Source organism: Agathobaculum faecis (assembly GCF_014287995.1).
GTDB lineage: Bacteria > Bacillota > Clostridia > Oscillospirales > Butyricicoccaceae > Agathobaculum > Agathobaculum ammoniilyticum.
In genome coordinates, this window is record NZ_JACOPL010000010.1 from 1 (window position 1) to 17,269 (window position 17,269).

Sequence of the window (17,269 nt, forward strand, 5' to 3'; positions counted from 1 at the left end):
AGCGCCGTCAGCATGTTCACGGCGTCGGTGGCCTTAATGTCCGCCTCGTCCGTGAACGCCGCACCGGCAAACATGGTGAACGCGCATGCGAACGCCAGTACCAGTGCGAGAACCTTTTTCTGATGGCGCGATACTGCACATAATATAGAGGAAATTGCCGGAATGCGGTCAAAAATACCCTCTAAAATAAACATTTTATAAAAATGGAAAATTGAAGCATATTTTCCTTATATGCAGGAAAGGCAATGAATAACCATAGATGCCAAATAAATTTTTCCCTGATTTTTGTTTTGTTTGTAAAACCTTACTGCAATGAAACAATATACACAAAAATGCATATTTATATTTGTATATAAGTGCCGGAGTATCAGGTGCTTTTCACGAATTCGCACAAAAGCCCTTGCATTGACAGATAGATATTGTATAATTTATATAGTGGCTTTGGCCAAATTACAGGATGAGGTGATACCAATGGACTATATTGCAGAATACAAACGTTGGCTGGAGAATCCGGCGCTTACTGAGAACGAGCGCGCGGAGCTTCAGTCCGTTCAGGAAAATAAGGAAGAGATCGAAAGCCGCTTTTTTGCCCCGCTGTCCTTTGGAACAGCCGGCCTGCGCGGCGTGCTTGGCGTAGGCCTCAACCGCATGAACCGTTTTACCGTGGGACAGGCCGCTCAGGGCTTGGCCAACCTGATCGTATCCAACGGAAAAGCCGCCATGGACCGCGGTGTTGCGATCGCGTACGACAGCCGCCATTTTTCGCCTGAATTTGCCAAACAGTCGGCCTGCATCCTTGCGGCGAGCGGCATCAAGACCCTGCTGTTCGACGAGCTTCGTCCGACCCCAGAGCTTTCTTTTGCGATCCGCCATTACGGCTGCATCGCGGGCATCAATATCACCGCATCCCACAATCCTAAGGAATACAACGGTTATAAGGTGTATTGGGAGGATGGCGCGCAGCTGCCCCCCGCGGAGGCCGACGTGGTCGCCAAGGAAATGGCGGCGACCGATATTTTCAGCGGCGTGCGCACGGGCGACTACGGCGCATTTGTGGAAAGCGGCATGATCCGCATTCTGGGCAGGGAAACGGACGAGGCATATCTCAACGAGGTGCTCAAGGTCGCAGTCAATCCGGACTGTGTAAAGCAGGTCGCGGATGAGTTTAAGCTGGTCTACACCCCGTTCCACGGCGCGGGCTACCGCCTGGTGCCGGAGATCCTGCGCCGGCTGGGCTATAAGCATATCATCTGCGAGCCGGAGCAGATGAAGATCGACGGGGACTTCCCGACGGTTAAAAACCCCAATCCGGAATACAAGGAAGGCTTCAACCTGGCGATCGAGCTGGCGCGGCGGAACGATGTCGACCTCATTATCGGCACGGATCCGGACGCCGACCGCACCGGCATTGTGCTCAAGGACAAGACCGGCGATTATGTCACCCTTTCGGGCAACCAGGTGGGCGTGCTGCTGATCGATTACATCATCACCGCCCGCAAGCTGACGAACACCATGCCCGCGCATCCGGCGGTGCTCAAGTCGATCGTGACGACTGAGATGGCACGCGCAGCGGCGGAAAAGAACGGCGTGGCGTGCTTTGATACGTTCACGGGCTTCAAATTCCTGGCCGAAAAGATCAAGCAGTTTGAAAAGACCGGCTCGCACAAGTACCTCTTTGCGTTTGAGGAGTCCTACGGCTATCTCGCGGGCGACTACGCGCGCGACAAGGACGCCGTGACCGCCTCCATGCTGATCGCGGAGATGGCGGCCTATTACCGCACGCAGGGCAAGACCCTGTACGACGCGATGGAGGAAATGTACGAAAAATACGGCTATTACTGCGAAAAGACGGTTTCCATCACCATGCCCGGCGTTTCCGGCTTGACGCGCATGAAAGAACTGATGGCAGAGTTGCGCGAAAAGCCGCTCGGCAGGATCGGCACGCATCAGGTGGAGTACACCCGCGATTATATGTCCGGCATCCGCACCCGCATGGCGGACGGCAGCGCGGAGCAGATGGAGCTGAAAGGCCAGAACGTCATGTATTACGAACTGGAGGGCGGAACGACATTTATCATCCGTCCGTCCGGCACCGAACCTAAGGTCAAGGTCTATATCATGGCCAAGGGCGACAGCAAGGCGGCGGCCGCCGAAAAGGTGGAGGCACTCTCCGCTGCGGCAAAGGAGATCGTCCGCTGAACAGCGGGATCCGCTGAAAAACCCCCGAAGTAGGCTTCGGGGGTTTTTCGCGTTTGTACGGCGCCGCGTCAGCGGTTTCTGCGCCAGGTATCCGGCGCGAACAGCAGCAGCATGGGGAACAGCTCCAAGCGTCCCGCCAGCATGTTGAACATCAGCACGATCTTGCTGAGCGGGTCGAAAAAGCCGAAATTGGAAGACGGACCGACCAGCTCCAGGCCAGGGCCGACGTTGTTGAGCGTGGCCGCGACCGCGGTAAAATTTGTGACAAGGTCTTGGCTGGAAAGGCACAGCGCGAGAGTGGACAGGATAAAAATGATCAGATAGGCGATCAGGAATACATTGACCGAGCGCATAACCTCATGCTGCACGCGCCGGCCGTCCATCTTATTGACGCGCACCGAGCGCGGATGGATCAGGAACTGCATCTCCTTTTTGATGCTTTTGCACATCAGCAGGACACGCGAGCATTTGATGCCGCCGCCGGTGGAGCCGGCGCAGGCGCCGATGAACATGAGCAGCACCAGGATGCACTTGCTGAACGCGGGCCACTGGTTGAAGTCCACCGTGGCGAAGCCGGTGGTCGTGATGATGGAGGCGACCTGGAACAGCGCGTGGTGCAGGCTGTCAAAAAAGCCGCCGAACAGATGACGGACGTTGCACGCGATCAGCAGGGCGGAGGCGGCAATTACGCCAAGGTAAACGCGCAGCTCCTCGATCCGGAGCGCCTGCTTCCAGCGGCGCGTCAGGATCAGGAAATAGATGTTGAAATTTACGCCGAACAGGATCATAAACAGCGTGACCACGGCCTGCAGGTAATAGCCGCTGTAATGCGCCATGGAGTTGTTCCAGATGCCGAAGCCGCCCGTGCCGGCCGTTGCCAGAGCAGTATTGACGGCATCGAACAGCGGCATGCCGCCGAGCAGCAGCAGCACGATTTCCAGAACGGTCATACCCAGGTAGATCGCGTACAGGATGAACGCGGTGTCGCGCAGGTGGGGCGACAGCTTGTTTACCGACGGACCGGGGCTTTCCGCTCGCATCAGGTAGATCGTCTGCCCGCCTGCGAGCGGGAGCACGGCCAGCATGAACACAAGCACGCCCATGCCGCCGACCCAGTGGGTCAGGCTGCGCCAAAGAAGCGAGGCGTGCGACAGCGCCTCCACATCGCCAAGGATGGTCGCGCCGGTTGTGGTGAAGCCGGAGATGCTTTCAAAAAGCGCGTCCACATAGGAGGGGATCTCGCCGCTGAGCCAGAACGGGAGCGCGCCGGTCAGCGCGAGTACGATCCAGCACAGCGATACGGTGACAAAGCCCTCCCGCGCGTAAAAGCGGGTGTTCTTGGGCTTGCAGCGGGTAAACAGGCAAGAAAAGACCAGACAGAGCGCGGACACGGCCAAATAGGCGAACGCGATCGGTTCCTGGTAGATAACTGCTGTCAGCATGGGCAGCAGCAGGATGCCGCCCTCCACACTCAACATCCAGCCGACCAGGTAGCACACCATAGCGTGATTCATGGCCTCTGTTCCTCCGTTTCACGGGGCAGAAAGATATCCTGCAGGTCGTTCATGCCCTCGCGGGTGGAAACGACGATGACTGTGTCCCCCTCCTGCAGTATGTCCTGGCCGCGCGGGATGATCCGCTTGCCGCGGCGGTTGATGCAGCACAGCAGCACGTCCGGCCGGATGGGCATGTCCTGCAGCGGCACGCCGGTCAGGTCGTGCGCGGCTACGCGGAATTCGAGCGCCTCCGCGCCGCGCAGCTCGTGCAGCGTTTCCACATTGGAGCCCATGGAATTCTGCATCGCGCGGGTGTACTGGCTGATGAGGTCGGCGGTCGTCTGCTTAGGGCGGATGATGGCGCCGATGGGCAGGCTTTCGATGACCTCCTCGAAATTGACGCGGTTGATCTTAGTGAACAGCTTGGCCTTGGAATGGCGGCCCGCATGCAGCGCGAGCAGGATGTTTTCCTCGTCCATGCCGGTCAGGGCGATAAAGGCGCCGCAGGTGGCCAGCCCCTCCTCGTCGAGCAGGTCGCGGTCGGTGCCGTCGCCGTGGATGATGGTCGCGCCGGGCAGCAGCTCGGACAGCATCTCGCAGCGGTCGAGCCGGTTTTCGATGATCTTGACCGAAATGCCCGAGTTGAGCAGTATGCCGGCCAGGAAAAACGATATTTTTCCGCCACCCACCAGCATGGCCGAGCCGATATGGCTGTGCGGCACGCCGATCTTTTCAAAGAAATAGACCTGCTCGTTTGGGGGAATAATGATCGTGATATCGTCGCCCGCCTGCAGGATAAAGTCGCCCTTGGGGATAAAGGTGGTACCCGCCCGCCGAACCATGCACAGCAGCACATGGGTATGCAGCGAGACGTTGATCTCGCAGACCGGCATGCCCGCCAGACGGGAGCCGGACGGGAGGCGGATGTCCAGCAGCTCGATACGCCCCTTGGCAAACGTGCTCACGCCGATTGCGGAGGGGAAACGGATCAGGCGGGAAACGACCCGCGCCGTGGATAACTCCGGATTGATGACCATGGACAGGCCAAGTTCATCGCGGATAAAGCCGACCTCGGAAACATATTCCGGATCGCGCACGCGCGCGATGGTATGGCAGCCCGATGCCTTGCGCGCGATCAGGCAGGAGAGCAGGTTGATCTCGTCATGTGCGGTTACGGCGATCAACAGGTCGCAGTCCTCGATGCCGGCGCTTTGCAGCACATGGTAGCTGGTGCCGCTGCCTTTGACTGAGGCCACGTCAAGCGAGGTGGTCAGGTCCTCCAGCCGTCGCTCGGACAGGTCGATGAGCGTCAGGTCATGCCCCTCGCTGGAAAGGTGCTCGGCCAAAGCTGAGCCGACCTTGCCACAGCCTACAATAATGATACGCATAATGCGCCTCCGATACGAATCTTAATATTTTCTTAATGCCCATAGCGATTATACCGTTTTACCGGCAAAAAGACAATATCTTTCCGAAGATATTGCGCGCCGCGGCGGCGTTGACCGCGGCTGCGGCGCATGGTATACTGAAAGCAAATAGCTGCGCCGGACGGGGCGCGGCGCAATCGGGCGGGAAGCGCCCTGATAAAGGGAGGGATGGGACATGGCACGGGTGCTGGAGGTATGCGTGGATTCGGTCGAATCTGCGGTCAGCGCGGCGCGCGGCGGCGCGATGCGGCTCGAGCTGTGCGCGAACCTGGTGATCGGCGGCACCTCGCCGGATGAGGACCTATTCCGCATGGTGCGCAGGCGGGTGGATATCCCGATCCGCGTGCTGCTGCGGCCGCGGTTCGGGGATTTCCTGTATTCGGAGGAGGAGTTCGAGCTGCTGCGGCGGCAGGTCAGGCGCTTTGCCGCGCTGGGGGCGGATGGGGTCGTGATCGGCGTGCTGCGGGCGGACGGAACGCTGGACGAGCCGCGTATGGCGGAGCTGATCGCGCTGGCGGGCGGCTGCGGGATCACGCTGCACCGCGCGTTCGACGTGTGCCGCGACCCGTTTGAGGCGCTCGCGGCAGCGCGGCGTCTGGGCGTGGACACCATCCTGACTTCCGGCCGGCAGGCAAGCTGCACCGAGGGCGCGGCGCTGCTGCGCGAGCTGGTCGGGAGGAGCGGCGGCCGGCCGCAGATCCTGGTCGGCGCGGGCGTGAACGCGGACGTGATCCGCGCGCTGCAGCCGATGACAGGGGCGGACGCGTTCCACCTGTCCGCCAAGCGGACGGAAAACAGCCGCATGACCTACCGGCGCGAGGGGGTGCCGATGGGGCTGCCCGGCATCAGCGAATTCGAGGTCTGGCGGTGCGATGAGGCGGCTGTCCGCGCCGCGCGATGCGCGTTGGACGCGCTTTGCGGCGCAGAATAGGGGGAAAGCCATGCGGATTGAAAAGGTACTGAACAATAACGTGGTTGTGGCGCTGGACGAAAACGGCGCGGAAACCGTGCTGATGGGGCGCGGGCTGGGCTTTGGCCGGCGCGCGGGGGACGAGGCGCCGGCCGCGCAGGTGGAAAAACGCTTCACGCTGCACTCGGACCAGCTTTCAGACCGGTTTCAGCAGCTCATCACCAGCATCCCGCTTCCGCACTTCCTGATGAGCGAGCGCATTATCAACCATGCCAAGATCGCGCTGGGGAAAGAGCTGTCGGACAGTATTTATGTCACCCTGCCCGACCATATCTCGGCCGCTATCCACCGGTATAAGGAGGGCATCCGCCTGCCCAATCCCCTGCTGTGGGATATCCGGCAGTTCTACAAGGATGAATACCAGGTGGGCAGCAAGGCCAATGAGATCGTCCGTGAGGAAACGGGCGTAGAATTCACCGAGGACGAGGCGGGCTTTATCGCCATGCACTTTGTCAACGCGCAGGTGGGCGGCGAGATCCGCGACGTGTACGATATGACCTATCTCATGCAGGAGGTGTTCCGCATCGTGCGGAGCGCTTACGGCTTTGAGCCGGACTGCGATTCGATCGACTATTACCGCTTTGTGACGCACCTGAAGTTTTTCGCGCGGCGCATCGTGAGCGGCCAGCAGTACGGGGATGAGGACGCGGACCTGCTCGGCGTCGTGCGGTATAAATACCCCCGCGCGTTTGCCTGCGCGCAAAAGGTGTGCGCCTACGTCAAGCGGGAAAAGGGCTTCGCCTCCGGACAGAACGAGCTGCTTTACCTCACCATACATATCGCGCGCGTGATGGATAAAAATGCTGGCTAAAGCAAGCGGGAGGCCAAAGAAAGGCCTCCTTTTTTGTTGGTGAAACCGATTTTATTGGTATGAACTCACAAAAAAAGGATGACATTTTCGGATAGTTTGCCGTGCAAATCGGGCTTGCAAAATTGTGAACAATTTGTTACAATACACTCAACAAGTAAACAATGTCCTCTGAATGATTGGATTGTTACCGCTCCGGCGGGCAAAACCAAATTTCTCGTAGTTTGTCTTTTAGGTAAGACTGTGTTACTGCGGCGAAATTTGGTTCTTTTTCGTTTTTGGATACTTTTTGCATCAGGAGGACATACTCGTCGAAAAAGGGTGTGATTGTATGTTTGGGAAACTCAAGGGATTGTTCGGCGGTTCCGCCGGCATCTCGATCGCCGCGCCGATGGCGGGAACGGTCGTCCCACTGGAGGAGGTACCTGACCCGACGTTTGCGCAGGGCATCCTCGGGCAGGGCGCGGCCATCCTGCCGGCCGAAGGCCGCGTAACGGCGCCCGCGGACGGCACGATCGACGTGATGTTCGACACCGGCCATGCGGTGAGCATGACCACGGCGGACGGGGCCGAGGTGCTGATCCACGTCGGCATTGACACGGTCCAGCTCAACGGCCAGCACTACAAGGCGTGCTGCAAGGCGGGCGACAGGGTCAAAAAAGGCGATCTGCTGATCGAATTCGACCCCGAGGCGGTCAAGGCCGCGGGCTATGAAACGGTCACGCCTGTCATTATCTGCAACACGGACCGATTCGCCGCTGTAAAGACGGAAAAGACTGGACCGGTCGCGGCCGGAGACGTGCTGCTGACGCTGCAGGCAAAATAAACCAGTTTACCCTCAAAAATTCAAATATTATTCAGGAAAGGAAGTCATCCCTATGAAAACCATTGAATACACGATTACCGACGAGCTCGGCATCCACGCGCGTCCGGCCGGCATGCTGGTGAAAGAGGCTGCGAAGTTCCAGTCCAAAATCATGGTTGCCTCCCCGAAGAAAGAGGTTGACGCAAAGCGCATTATGGGTGTGATGAGCATGGGCGCCAAGAAGGGGGATCCGCTCAAGGTCACGATCGAGGGGCCGGACGAGGATGCGGCCGCGGAAGCGATCGAGGCGTTCCTCAAGGCAAACCTGTAAGAGGTTTTCATTTTGCCCCGAGGGGCAGTGGAATAATGCGCGCCTTGCCGTTCGGCTCGGTAAGGCGCGCGGCACTACATAGGGCCGGATAAAGAAAGGCCTGAAAGAAATGAGGAGGGGAAAATCCTATGTTAAAGTATTTGCAGAGACTGGGCAAAGCCCTGATGCTGCCGGTATCGTGCCTACCGATCTGCGGCATCCTGATGGGGATTGGCTACGCGCTCGCTCCCGCTGCCATGGCGGGCGAGGTCAATGGTTATGTCGCCAGCGGCGCGGCATACACGATCGGCTTCTTCCTGATTAAGGCGGGCGGCGCGCTCATTGACAACATGCACTGGCTGTTCGCCATCGGCGTTGCGGTCGGTATGGCCAAGGATAAGGACGGTACGGCGGGTCTTGCCGGTCTGGTATCCTGGCTGATGATCACCAAGCTGCTGAACACCGCGGTCGTTACGGTCATCATGCCGTCGATCGCGAACAACGAGGATGCGATGCTGGCGTTCGGCAAGATTGAGAACCCGTTCATCGGCATCATTGCCGGCCTGCTTGGCGCGGCCTGCTATAACCGGTTCAAGGATACCAAACTGCCTGATTGGCTGTCGTTCTTCTCGGGCAAGCGCTGCGTCGCTATTGTAACCGCTGTCGTATCCATTGTGGTTGCGGCAATCCTGCTGTTCGTATGGCCGATCGTATTCGGCGCACTGGTTGCCTTGGGCGAGGCGATCGTCAGCCTGGATGCAGTTGGCGCTGGCCTGTACGCATTCTTTAACCGCCTTCTTATTCCCACCGGCCTGCACCACGCGCTCAACAACGTGTTCTGGTTCGATACCATCGGCCTGGGCGACCTGCAGAACTTCTGGGCCGGCAAGGTCACCGGCGATATGAGCCTGACCAATGCGCCGATCACCTGGAGCCTCGGCATGTATATGTCCGGCTTCTTCCCCTGCATGATGTTCGGTATCCCGGGCGCGGCCCTGGCAATGGTTCACTGCGCCAAGAGTAACAAGAAGAAGATCGCGATCGGTCTGGTCGGCTCCGCAGCGCTCTGTGCGTTCATCTGCGGCGTTACCGAGCCGTTTGAGTTCGCGTTCATGTTCCTGGCTCCCGCCCTGTACGTTGTTTATGCGCTGCTGTACGGCATTTTCGCGTTCGTCACCGTGGCGCTCGGCTTCCGCGCGGGCTTCTCGTTCTCCGCGGGCCTGACCGACCTGGTATTCTCCGCTTCTCTGCCGGCGGCGGCCAAGACCCTGCTGATTATCCCGCTGGGCATCGCGGCGTTCGTTGTGTTCTATATCGTGTTCCGCATCGCAATCAGCAAGTTCAACCTCAAGACCCCGGGCCGTGAGGATGACGACGACGATACCGCCGCGCAGGACGCGGGCGCGACCCTGGCGAACAATGACTTTACCGCCATCGCTGCCACCGTGCTGGAGGGACTCGGCGGCAAGGACAACATCACCTCGCTGGATAACTGCATCACCCGCCTGCGCGTTGAAATCAAGGACTACACGCTGGTGGATGAAAAGAAGATCAAATCCGCGGGGGTGGCGGGCGTCATGCGTCCGTCCAAGACCTCGGTACAGGTCATTGTGGGTACCAAGGTGCAATTCGTAGCCGACGAGATGCACAAGATGCTGTAAAAACAGAAAACCCATGGATTTGCGCTCCGCGCAACGGGGAGGCGGGCGGACAGCCCGCCTCCCTGCTTTCCAAGCGCAGGCAGGGCCATCCCGTGCAGGGATGGGCAGTGTGCATTCGTTCTGCGGGCGGGCAGTGCCTGTCCCTGTGCTGCGGCCGTGAAATCAGCCCAGCGACCGGCGGCGCACCGCTTAATGGGAACGCGCCGCTGTGATATAATAAAATAATCTATTATTTGTTGGAGAGGTGCTGGATATGAAAATCATTCGCGCAAAGGACTATAACGATATGAGCCGTAAGGCGGCCAACATTATTTCGGCGCAGGTCATCCTCAAGCCGGATTCGGTACTCGGCCTGGCGACCGGCTCTTCCCCGATTGGAATTTACGAGCAGTTGATCAAGTGGTATAATAAGGGCGACGTGGATTTCGGCGCCTGTACCACGTTCAATCTGGACGAATACCGCGGCCTGACCGCGGATCATGACCAGAGTTACCACTATTTTATGCACAAAAACTTTTTCGACGCCATCAATGTGCCGGCGGAGCGCATCAACCTGCCGGATGGCGCTCAGCTCGATGCGGAGCGCGAGTGCGCGCGTTACGACGCGGCGATCCGAGCGGCCGGCGGGATCGACCTGCAGCTGCTGGGCATGGGCCTGAACGGACATATCGGCTTTAACGAGCCGGATGAGTTCTTTTCCAAGGGTACGCACTGCGTCGACCTGACCGAGTCCACCATCGAGGCAAACAAGCGCTTTTTCGCCTCCGCGGACGATGTGCCGCGTCAGGCGTATACCATGGGCGTGCAGACCATCATGCTCGCGCGCCGTATAGTGATCGTCGTTTCCGGAGAGAATAAGGCGGATATCGTGCGCCAGGCGTTTTTTGGGCCGGTTACGCCGCGCGTGCCGGCGACTATCCTGCAGCTCCACACCGACGTATCCGTGGTTGCGGACGAAGCGGCGCTGTCCAAGTGCGGGGATCTGCTGTAAAGGAAAAGAAGGGAAAGTATGGAGTTTAAAAATCTGAAGGTATACCAGCCGGACGGCTCGTTCCGCACGGGCAGCCTGACCATTTCGGGCGACCGGATATCCGCCGCCGAGCCAACGGCGGAGGCGGTCGATATGGGCGGTCTGTACGCGGTGCCGGGTCTGGTGGACCTGCATTTCCACGGCTGCGTGGGCTATGACTTCTGCGACGGGACGCATGAGGCGATCTCCGCGATCGCCAGATACCAGGCGCAGAACGGCGTCGCAGCTATCTGTCCGGCGACCATGACCTATCCGGAGGATAAGCTTTCCGTGATCGCGGAGGCTGCCGCGAGCTACCGCACGGAGAGCAGGAACGCCGCTTTAGTGGGCATCAATATGGAGGGGCCGTTCATTTCGGAGGCCAAAAAGGGCGCCCAGAACGCGGCCTACCTGCACGCGCCGGACGCGGATATGTTCCGCCGCCTGCAGAAAAAGGCGAACGGGCTGTTCAAGCTGTGCGACCTCGCGCCCGAGCTGCCGGGCGCGATGGAAACCATCGAGGCGCTGGCGGGCGAGGTGCGCCTGTCCATCGCCCACACCGAGGCGGATTACGATACCGCGTGCGAGGCGTTTCGCCGCGGCGCGCGGCAGGTCACTCACCTGTATAACGCAATGCCGCCCCTGTCGCACCGCGCGCCCGGCGTTATCGGCGCCGCGGCCGATAACGACGAGGTCGCGGTCGAGCTGATCGCGGACGGGGTGCATATCCATCCGGCCGTGGTGCGCGCGACGTTCAAAATGTTCTGGAACCGCGTTATGCTGATTTCGGACAGCATGATGGCCACCGGCCTGGAGGACGGCGAGTACTCGCTCGGTGGGCAGGCGGTCACCGTGCGCGGCAACCGCGCGACGCTGCATGACGGTACGATCGCCGGCTCGGCCACCAACCTGCTCGACTGTGTGCGCAGCGCGGTCAAAATGGGCATACCACTGGGGCAGGCCATCCGTTCTGCCTCGACCAATCCGGCCCGCGCGATCGGCGTGCAGCACGATTATGGCTCGCTCGAGCCGGGCAAGCTCGCGAATGTTTTGCTGCTGGACGACGAGTTGAACGTCCACACACTGCTCCTGCGCGGCCAGCTGATCTGACAAAACAGACAATATCACCTCCCTGCCGAAGCGGGCCGGACCCTACAGGTCCGGCCTGCTTTTTTTGCCGCAGGGGGCGCGGCTGTGCTATAATGGGGGAAAAGGGGGCGGAAATATGTTCCATCCAATCGACCTGCAAGGCTGGGAGCAGCGGGATACCTTTACGCATTTCATGCAGGCGGGCTGCGTTTACAGCCTGACGCGGGAGCTTTGCGTCACCGCGTTCCGCCGGTACACAAAGGAAAGCGGCCTGCGCTTTTTTCCGGCGTTTACCTGGGCGGTGGCGGCGGCCGTGAACAGCCGGCCAGAGTTCCGGCTCGGCTATGACAGCGCGGGGCGGCTGGGACGCTTTGACACCGTGCATCCGGAATACACCGTGCTGTCCGAGGAGACGGGGCGGATGGACAGCCTGTGTACGGCATATACGCACCGATTCCCTGATTTTTATGCCGCGATGGTGCAGGATATCCGGCGTTTCCATATGCAAGGGCTGCGTACGGCGCCGCGGGAAAACACCGTGCTGCTTTCCTGCGTGCCGTGGTTTTCCTATACTGAGGTTTCTTTCCGGATGAAAGACGACCGCATCTTCCTGCGCCCGTTCATTGTATGGGGCAGGCTGACCGCGTCCGGCGGCGAAACCGTACTGCCGTTTACGCTGCAGATCCATCACGCGGCGGCGGACGGGTATCACTGTCATTTGTTCTTTTGTTACTTGGAAGAGCTGCTGCGCTGTCCGGCGGAGTGGCTGGGATAGCAAAAAACCAGGCTTCCTGCATTAGCAGGAAGCCTGGTTTTTTGCTTTACAGCTTCATGATGCCCGTCACATCGAGCAGCTGCCCAACCAGGATGCAGACCACCAGGATAGGGGCGACCCAGCGGACCATGATCTCAAACAGGCGCTTGCGGTGGAACGGGAAGTTCTTTTCCACCTCGTCGGACACGGTTTTGGTGCCGACCACCCAGCCGACCAGCAGGCAGGTGAAGAACGCCACGATCGGCATGAGTACCGAGTTGGAGATAAAGTCGAAAAAGTCGAGGAACGCCATGCCGAGGATCTGGACCGAAGCCAGCGGGCCGTACCCCAGGCAGGAGGGCAGGCCGAGCAGCAGTACGAACAGGGTCACGGCGACCGTGGCCGGCCGGCGCTTCCAGTGCAGCTTGTCGCACACGATGGAGACGACGGTCTCCATCAGGGAAATGGACGAGGTCAGCGCCGCGAACAGCACCAGCAGAAAGAACACGCCGCCAATCAGATGGCCCATCCACATGCGTTCAAATACCTGCGGCAGCGTTCCGAACATCAGGCCGGGGCCGGCGTTGATGCCGGATGGGTCGCCGCCGTTGAACGCCACCACCGCCGGTACGATCATCAGACCCGCGATAAAGGCGATCGCGGTGTCGAAGATCTCGATCTGGCCGACCGAGCGCTCTAAGTTGGACTCTTTCGGCATATAGGAGCCGTAGGTAATCATAATGCCCATGGCCAGCGACATGGAATAGAACATCTGCCCCATGGCCGCCAGCACGGTTTTGCCGGAAAAGTTGCTGAAATCCGGTACGATATAGAACTTGAGGCCTTCCAGTGCGCCCTCCATGGTCAGCGAGAACACAGCCACGATGATAGACAGGATGACCAGCACGGGCATCATGAACTTGGACACCTTCTCAATGCCCTTCTCCACGCCGAGCAGCACGACCACCGCGGTCAGCAGCACATAAAGGAGGAACCAGGGCAGCGGGGTGGCGAACAGCCCCTCGCCGGCAAAGCCGATAAAGCGGTCAAAGTAGGCGCTTTCAGCCAGCAGGCTGCCGCTTCCGGACAGATAATCGGCAAAATACTTGATGACCCAGCCGCCGATGACGCAGTAGTACGGCGTGATGATAACCGGCACGAGCGAGGCGAGCCAGCCGAGGCCGGAGAACCGCTTGTCCAGCGCCTTGTACGCGCCGATGCAGGACAGGCCGGTGCGGCGGCCGATCGCGATTTCGGTGATCATCAGCGCAAAGCCGAACGTGACCGCCAGGATTAGGTAGACCAGCAGAAAGATGCCGCCGCCATACTTTGCCGCAAGATAGGGGAAGCGCCAGATGTTGCCCAGCCCCACCGCCGAGCCGGCCGCGGCGAGCACAAAGCCGATGCGGCTGGAAAAACTGCTTCTCTTTTTCTTTTCCATGTGTTGTTTTAAACTCCCTTACTACATTTCTTTCTCTGTTGCCCCATGCCGGATGCCCGACCCTGGGACGGCTCATTCCATGAGGTTGAATTCGCTCAGGTAGTGGTAGGCCTGAAGCAGGCCGGACAGGTGGTAATTGCCCACCACATCCGCGTCGCTTTGCGGCGGCGCGGGCAGCGTATCCGGCACATGCAGGCCGAGCGCGGACAGCTTTTCCGCGTTTTCCGGAGACAGGCGACCCTTTTCATCCATGGCGCACAGCGCGGTCAGCTCCTGCAGCAGGGCGTTGGCGAGCTGCTCGCAGCCGCGCAGATAGACCGCCTGCGTGCGGTGGTCCGGCAAGCGGAACACGTTCTGCTTTTCAAAGATGGAAAGCTCCTCCGCGATGCGCCCCAGCTGGCGGCTGAGCGGGGAAAGGTCCGGATACCGCCCGCAGATGACACGCGCCTCCACATAAGCGGGTACGGACTGCAGGAAATGGGTGAACTGCTCCGTGATACGCGCGCGGTTGTTGTACGGCTTGAGCGCAATGTTGACCACAAGGGCGGTGGCCAAGCCGATCGAGGTGTCCAGCAGGCGGTTGGCGCCGTAAAAAAAGGCTTCGTCCGCCGGGGACAGGCAGATGGACACGAACACGATGCACGCCAGCGGCACCGCAAACTGCAGCTTGAGCTCCACACAGAGCAGGATCAGGGCGATCAACCCCAACCCGACGCCGATATAGCGGAACCCCTCGAACAGGTTGACAAACACCGCGCCGAAGCCCGCGCCCAACAGGATGCCGAAAAACTGTGTGCGGCAGGACTGGAACGCGTCGCCCACCGTGCGGTTCATGGCGACGATTGCGCCAATGGCTGCGAAGATCGCCGCGGGCGAGGAGCGCAGATCGGCAAAAAACAGGGCCAGCGCAACCGCCAGGCCGGTCTTGACCGTCCGTAGCCCGATATGCGGCAGCAAATGTCCCACGATGGCGTCGCCTCCGGAATAGAATAATAAAAGTATTGTACCATGAAACAGACCGTTTCACAAGGCGTTTGCACACAAAAGCGCGCTGTGCTATAATAAATCCTACAGGCAGCCATAAAATAAGGAGTGTGTTCGGATGAAAACCTACCGTTTCGGTGTGCTGGGCGCGGGCAACATGGGTACCGCAATCGTGGAGGGCGCGGTGCGCGCGGGGTTGTTCCCGCCCGCGCAGGCGCTTTTGTTCAACCGCAGCGCGGAAAAACGCGAGAAAAACAGGGAAAAGGGCTTTGCGGTCACGGGGGATTATACCGAAGTGTATACGGCGTGTGATACGGTCGTGCTGGGGGTCAAGCCGCAGAATTTTGATGAGATCCTGCCGGTCCTGTCAGGGTGCCGGTGTGAAAAGCCGCTGGTGGTTTCGATCGCGGCGGGCATAACGTTTGCGAAGATCGAGCGCGCGCTCGGCGCGGATACGCCGGTTGTCCGCGTGATGCCGAACACGCCGCTCATGCTGGGCGAGGGGGCGGCGCAGCTTGTGAAAAACGCGGCCGCGACACAGGAGCAGCTTGACGCCGTGCGCGCCCTGTTCGATACCATGGGCGCGACCGCGGTGTTCGATGAGGAAAGCATGCTCAACGAGGTCATTCCTTATGCAGGCTCGGCGCCCGCCTATATTTACGCCTTCGCGGACGCGATGGTGCGCAGCGCCGTACAGCACGGCGTGCCGGAGGCGGACGCGCTCCGGATGTTCTGCCAGACCATGATCGGCTCCGCCAAAATGCTGCTGCGGGGGGACCGGACGCCCGCCGAGCTGATTGGCGCGGTCTGCTCGCCCGGCGGCACCACGGTCGAGGCGATGAAGGTGCTCGAATCGCGCGGTCTGTACGATATTTTGGCGGAAGCGTGCGATAACTGCATTGCCCGCGCATACGAACTGGGCAAATAGCCACCCTTCGCCATTGACTTTAGGTAGACCATATGGTAAAGTAAAGACAAATATTCCGCATCACTTTGAGAGGAAGTGGATACCGTGAAAAAATCGACGAAAGTAAAAACCGGGCTGCTGCTGACCAGTCTGGCCTGTGCGGCCGGCGCGACGGCGGCGCTCGTTCTGCTTCAGAAAAAGCGCGAGGAAGAAGTTTATCATGAGGCGGAGCTCAAGGCAATGGACGAGCTGGAGGAAATGATGCGCGCTGAATCCGACTGCGCCTCCTGCGCCTGCGCGGAGGAGTGCGCGGCGGCGGACGCCTCCTATCAGGACACGTTCGACGAAGAGGTGCCGGAGGAAGCGGAAGCGCCTGCGGCTGCCGAGCCGGAGGAGCCAGCGGAGGAAGATCAGGCCGAAGAAGACGAGGAATAAGGCAAAGCGGGCGGAGCCACCCTCCGCCCGTTCCTTATTGCCGGGAGAAAGGAGCGAGGGACGTGATCGAATACGAGGGACGTGTGTTCCGCCCGCCGTCAGAGGCATATAGTCTGATCATACAGGCGACGGTCGGCTGCAGCCATAATCAATGCACGTTTTGCGATATGTATAAGGAAAAGCGCTTCCGCGTGCGGCGGCTGGAGGATGTGAAAGCGGATTTCGATGAGGCGCGGCGCATGTACCGCCGCGTGGACCGCATTTTCCTTGCGGATGGCGACGCGCTGATGTGCCGTGCGGAGCATATGGCCGAGCTCCTGCGGTATATCCGCCGCCTGTTTCCCGAGTGCGAGCGGGTGACAAGCTACGGCTCGCCCGCGTCCATCCTGGTCAAAACGCAGGAGGAGCTGGACCAGCTGCACGGGCTTGGCCTGGAAATGGTCTATATGGGGCTGGAATCCGGCTCGGACGAGGTGCTGCGCCGCGTCAATAAGGGAGAAACGGTGGACGATATCGTGCGCGCGGGCCTGATGGTGAAAAAGGCGGGCATGAAGTTGTCGGTCACCTGCATCGCGGGCCTTGGCTCGCTGGAGCTGAGCGAGGAGCACGCGATCGGGACCGCGCTGGCCCTGTCGCGCATGAAGCCGGAGTATATCGGCCTGCTGACCCTGCTGTTTGAGCTGGAAACGCCCCTGATGCGGGATTGGCGGGCAGGGCGGTTTTATCTGATGCAGCCGGTCGAGATCGCGCGGGAGACGCTCACGCTTCTGGAGCATATCGACGCCGAGGGCAGCGTGTTCCGCGCCAACCACGCCTCCAATTATGTCAACCTTGCCGGTACGCTCAACCGCGATCGGGAGGCGATGTGTCAACGCCTGCGGCAGGCATTGGCGGGCGAGGTGCAATTCCGCAACGAAGCATTTCGTGCGAGATAGCTAAAATAATTTTGCCTGTATTGTGAAAAACAGAGAAAA

At 59.9% G+C, this 17,269-nt stretch carries 17 protein-coding genes; 12 read left to right on the plus strand and 5 right to left on the minus strand.

The genetic code is table 11. The annotated features are described in order from the left end of the window. Positions 1–194, minus strand: a 194-nt coding sequence (locus H8S45_RS16040; protein ID WP_207724494.1) for a hypothetical protein, incomplete at its 3' end; no start/stop codon positions are given. A 277-nt stretch (positions 195–471) separates the two neighbouring features. Here H8S45_RS16040 and H8S45_RS11025 point away from each other — a divergent pair. Further along, the gene (locus tag H8S45_RS11025) at positions 472–2,199 is read left to right on the plus strand and encodes a phospho-sugar mutase (protein ID WP_107631305.1); all 1,728 of its coding nucleotides are present in this window, start codon (positions 472–474) and stop codon (positions 2,197–2,199) included. Between the two features lie 68 nt (positions 2,200–2,267). On the opposite strand, the gene H8S45_RS11030 is transcribed toward H8S45_RS11025, so the two are convergent. Continuing rightward, complete coding sequence (locus tag H8S45_RS11030; protein WP_054328036.1) at positions 2,268–3,713, minus strand: TrkH family potassium uptake protein; 1,446 nt, start codon at positions 3,711–3,713, stop codon at positions 2,268–2,270. Further along, a complete protein-coding gene (trkA, locus tag H8S45_RS11035) occupies positions 3,710–5,083 on the minus strand; it encodes a Trk system potassium transporter TrkA (protein ID WP_054328035.1) in 1,374 nt (457 codons plus the stop codon). Before trkA ends, H8S45_RS11030 begins: the two co-directional genes overlap by 4 nt. Positions 5,084–5,297: 214 nt before the next feature. On the opposite strand from trkA, the gene H8S45_RS11040 reads away from it, so the two are divergent. The 8 genes from H8S45_RS11040 to H8S45_RS11075 all read left to right on the plus strand — a co-directional run bounded on the left by H8S45_RS11040 (position 5,298) and on the right by H8S45_RS11075 (position 12,549). After that, entirely contained in the window at positions 5,298–6,053 is a 756-nt protein-coding gene (locus H8S45_RS11040; protein ID WP_054328034.1) for a copper homeostasis protein CutC, read from the plus strand. A gap of 10 nt (positions 6,054–6,063) precedes the next feature. Beyond that, the gene (licT, locus tag H8S45_RS11045; RefSeq protein WP_054328033.1) at positions 6,064–6,903 is read left to right on the plus strand and encodes a BglG family transcription antiterminator LicT; all 840 of its coding nucleotides are present in this window, start codon (positions 6,064–6,066) and stop codon (positions 6,901–6,903) included. 328 nt (positions 6,904–7,231) lie between these two features. Further along, a complete protein-coding gene (locus tag H8S45_RS11050; protein WP_054328032.1) occupies positions 7,232–7,726 on the plus strand; it encodes a PTS sugar transporter subunit IIA in 495 nt (164 codons plus the stop codon). A 52-nt stretch (positions 7,727–7,778) separates the two neighbouring features. Beyond that, the gene (locus H8S45_RS11055) at positions 7,779–8,036 is read left to right on the plus strand and encodes an HPr family phosphocarrier protein (RefSeq protein WP_054328031.1); all 258 of its coding nucleotides are present in this window, start codon (positions 7,779–7,781) and stop codon (positions 8,034–8,036) included. A gap of 128 nt (positions 8,037–8,164) precedes the next feature. After that, positions 8,165–9,676: an N-acetylglucosamine-specific PTS transporter subunit IIBC gene (nagE, locus tag H8S45_RS11060; RefSeq protein ID WP_054328030.1), complete on the plus strand. Its 1,512-nt coding sequence runs from the start codon at positions 8,165–8,167 to the stop codon at positions 9,674–9,676. 253 nt (positions 9,677–9,929) lie between these two features. Beyond that, positions 9,930–10,667 (plus strand): glucosamine-6-phosphate deaminase, encoded by a 738-nt coding sequence (gene nagB, locus H8S45_RS11065; RefSeq protein WP_107631303.1) that lies wholly within the window; start codon positions 9,930–9,932, stop codon positions 10,665–10,667. An 18-nt stretch (positions 10,668–10,685) separates the two neighbouring features. After that, on the plus strand, positions 10,686–11,795 hold the full coding sequence (nagA, locus tag H8S45_RS11070) for an N-acetylglucosamine-6-phosphate deacetylase (RefSeq protein WP_054328029.1): 1,110 nt from the start codon (positions 10,686–10,688) through the stop codon (positions 11,793–11,795). Between the two features lie 115 nt (positions 11,796–11,910). Next, on the plus strand, positions 11,911–12,549 hold the full coding sequence (locus H8S45_RS11075) for a CatA-like O-acetyltransferase (protein ID WP_054328028.1): 639 nt from the start codon (positions 11,911–11,913) through the stop codon (positions 12,547–12,549). A gap of 46 nt (positions 12,550–12,595) precedes the next feature. Here H8S45_RS11075 and H8S45_RS11080 read toward each other — a convergent pair whose 3' ends face one another. Then, on the minus strand, positions 12,596–13,969 hold the full coding sequence (locus H8S45_RS11080) for a sodium-dependent transporter (RefSeq protein ID WP_107631301.1): 1,374 nt from the start codon (positions 13,967–13,969) through the stop codon (positions 12,596–12,598). A gap of 72 nt (positions 13,970–14,041) precedes the next feature. Further along, complete coding sequence (locus H8S45_RS11085; protein WP_159068127.1) at positions 14,042–14,935, minus strand: FUSC family protein; 894 nt, start codon at positions 14,933–14,935, stop codon at positions 14,042–14,044. A gap of 136 nt (positions 14,936–15,071) precedes the next feature. On the opposite strand from H8S45_RS11085, the gene proC reads away from it, so the two are divergent. The 3 genes from proC to H8S45_RS11100 all read left to right on the plus strand — a co-directional run bounded on the left by proC (position 15,072) and on the right by H8S45_RS11100 (position 17,230). Continuing rightward, on the plus strand, positions 15,072–15,881 hold the full coding sequence (gene proC / locus H8S45_RS11090) for a pyrroline-5-carboxylate reductase (RefSeq protein ID WP_107631299.1): 810 nt from the start codon (positions 15,072–15,074) through the stop codon (positions 15,879–15,881). Between the two features lie 84 nt (positions 15,882–15,965). After that, complete coding sequence (locus tag H8S45_RS11095; protein WP_054328024.1) at positions 15,966–16,295, plus strand: hypothetical protein; 330 nt, start codon at positions 15,966–15,968, stop codon at positions 16,293–16,295. Positions 16,296–16,357: 62 nt separating this feature from the next. Then, complete coding sequence (locus tag H8S45_RS11100; RefSeq protein ID WP_147574259.1) at positions 16,358–17,230, plus strand: radical SAM protein; 873 nt, start codon at positions 16,358–16,360, stop codon at positions 17,228–17,230. Positions 17,231–17,269 lie beyond the last annotated feature (39 nt).